At 65.9% G+C, this 2,206-nt stretch carries 2 protein-coding genes; both read right to left on the bottom strand.

The features are described from left to right. Window positions 1-716, bottom strand: a 716-nt coding sequence (locus ACFYX0_RS47515) for an alpha-amylase family glycosyl hydrolase (RefSeq protein WP_388982006.1), incomplete at its 3' end; no start/stop codon positions are given. After that, window positions 713-2,206 (bottom strand): alpha-1,4-glucan--maltose-1-phosphate maltosyltransferase (locus ACFYX0_RS47510; RefSeq protein ID WP_388982003.1); only part of this gene is annotated, 1,494 nt, incomplete at its 5' end. The genes ACFYX0_RS47510 and ACFYX0_RS47515, both read right to left, overlap by 4 nt.

The following is a 2,206-nucleotide window of genomic DNA, read 5'->3' as shown; positions in this document are numbered from 1 at the left end:
TCGTGCGTCGCCGGAAGGTTTTCGCAGTTGGTGCCCTCCTGCTGATACAGGTAGGGCACCGCGTCGAGACGGAACCCGTCGATGCCCAGGTCCAGCCAGAACCTCAGCGCGGAGATCATCTCCTCCTGCACGGCCGGGTTCTCGTAGTTCAGATCCGGCTGGTGGGAGAAGAACCGGTGCCAGTAGTACTGCTTGCGGACCGGGTCGAAGGTCCAGTTGGAGGCCTCGGTGTCGACGAAGATGATCCGCGCGTCCTGGAACTGCTTGTCGTCGTCGGCCCAGACGTAGTAGTCGCCGTAGGGTCCCTCGGGGTTGGCGCGGGACTCCTGGAACCACGGGTGCTGGTCACTGGTGTGGTTCATCACGAAGTCGATGATCACCCGCATGCCCCGCTGATGGGCCGCGTCGACGAACTCCACGAAGTCCGCGAGATCCCCGAACTCCGGCAGCACCGCCGTGTAGTCCGACACATCGTAACCACCGTCACGCAGCGGGGACTTGAAGAACGGCGGCAGCCACAGACAGTCGATGCCCAGCCACTGCAGATAGTCCAGCTTCGCCGTCAGGCCCTTCAAATCGCCCACACCGTCACCGTTGCTGTCCTGGAAGGAACGGACCAGGACCTCGTAGAAGACGGCACGCTTGAACCACTCCGGATCGCGGTCGGCGACGGGAGTGTCCTCGAAAGTGTCCGGGACGGGCTCGTTGACGATCATCGTGTGGGTGACCCTCCGATCTGCGGTGAGGACGGTCGCAGGACGCTCAGCACGTGCGCGGGGCCCTCACCCGGCGTCAGACGTACGTAGTTGGCCCTGCCCCAGTGGTAGGTGACACCGGTAAGCTCGTCGCGCACCGGCACCGACTCGTGCCAGTCCAGCCCGAGCCGCGGCATGTCCAACGAGACCGTCGCCTCCTGGGTGTGGTGCGGATCCAGGTTCACGACCACCACCACCGTGTCGGAACCCGAACGCTTGGAGTAGACGATCACCGCATCGTTGTCGGCATGGTGAAAGTGCAGGTTGCGCAGCCGCCGCAGGGCGCTGTGCTCCCGTCGCACACGGTTGAGGGTGGTGATCAGCGGAGCGATGGTGCGGCCCTCACGCTCGGCCGCCTCCCAGTCACGCGGGCGCAGCTGGTACTTCTCCGAGTCGAGATACTCCTCGCTGCCCTCCCGCAGCGGCACGTTCTCACACAGCTCGTAGCCCGAGTACATCCCCCACGTCGGCGACAGCGTCGCCGCCAGCACCGCCCGCACCTCGAACGCCGGCCGCCCCCCGTGCTGCAGATACGCATGCAGGATGTCCGGAGTGTTCACGAAGAAGTTCGGCCGCATGTACGCCGCCGTCTCCCCCGACACCTCCGTCAGATACTCCGTGAGCTCCTGCTTGCTGTTGCGCCACGTGAAATACGTGTACGACTGCTGGAACCCCACCGCCGCCAGCGTCCGCATCATCGCCGGCCGCGTGAACGCCTCCGCCAGGAAGATCACATCCGGATCCCGCCGGCCCACCTCCCCGATCACCCGCTCCCAGAACACCACCGGCTTCGTGTGCGGATTGTCCACCCGGAAGATCCGCACCCCCAGCCCCATCCAGAACCGCAGGACCCGCAGCGTCTCCGCCACCAGACCCTCCAGATCCGCATCGAAGAACACCGGATAGATGTCCTGGTACTTCTTCGGCGGGTTCTCCGCATACGCGACCGACCCGTCCGCACGATGCCGGAACCACTCCGGATGCTTCTCCACCCACGGATGATCCGGCGAACACTGCAACGCGAAGTCCAGCGCCACCTCCAGCCCCAGCTCCCCCGCCCGCCTCACGAACCAGACGAAGTCCTCCACCGTCCCCAGATCCGGATGCACCGCATCGTGCCCGCCCTCCGGCGACCCGATCGCCCACGGCACCCCCACATCACCCGCACCCGCCGACAACGCATTGTTCGCACCCTTGCGAAACGTCCTCCCGATCGGATGAACCGGCGGCAGATACACCACGTCGAAACCCATCCCCGCGATCACCGGCAACCGCCGCGCCGCCGAACGAAACGTCCCGTGCGGCCGCTGCGCCGTACCCTCCGACCGCGGGAAGAACTCGTACCACGACCCGAACAACGCCCGCTCCCGCTCCACCAGCAACGGCAACGCATCCGACGACGTCACCCACTCCCGCAACGGAAACCGCGCCAACACACCGTCCACCTCAGG

The organism is Streptomyces sp. NPDC002573 (genome assembly GCF_042889625.1).
Lineage (GTDB): Bacteria > Actinomycetota > Actinomycetes > Streptomycetales > Streptomycetaceae > Streptomyces > Streptomyces gibsoniae.
Note: the sequence above shows the minus strand (reverse complement) of the source record. Positions and strands in the feature narration are given on the sequence as shown.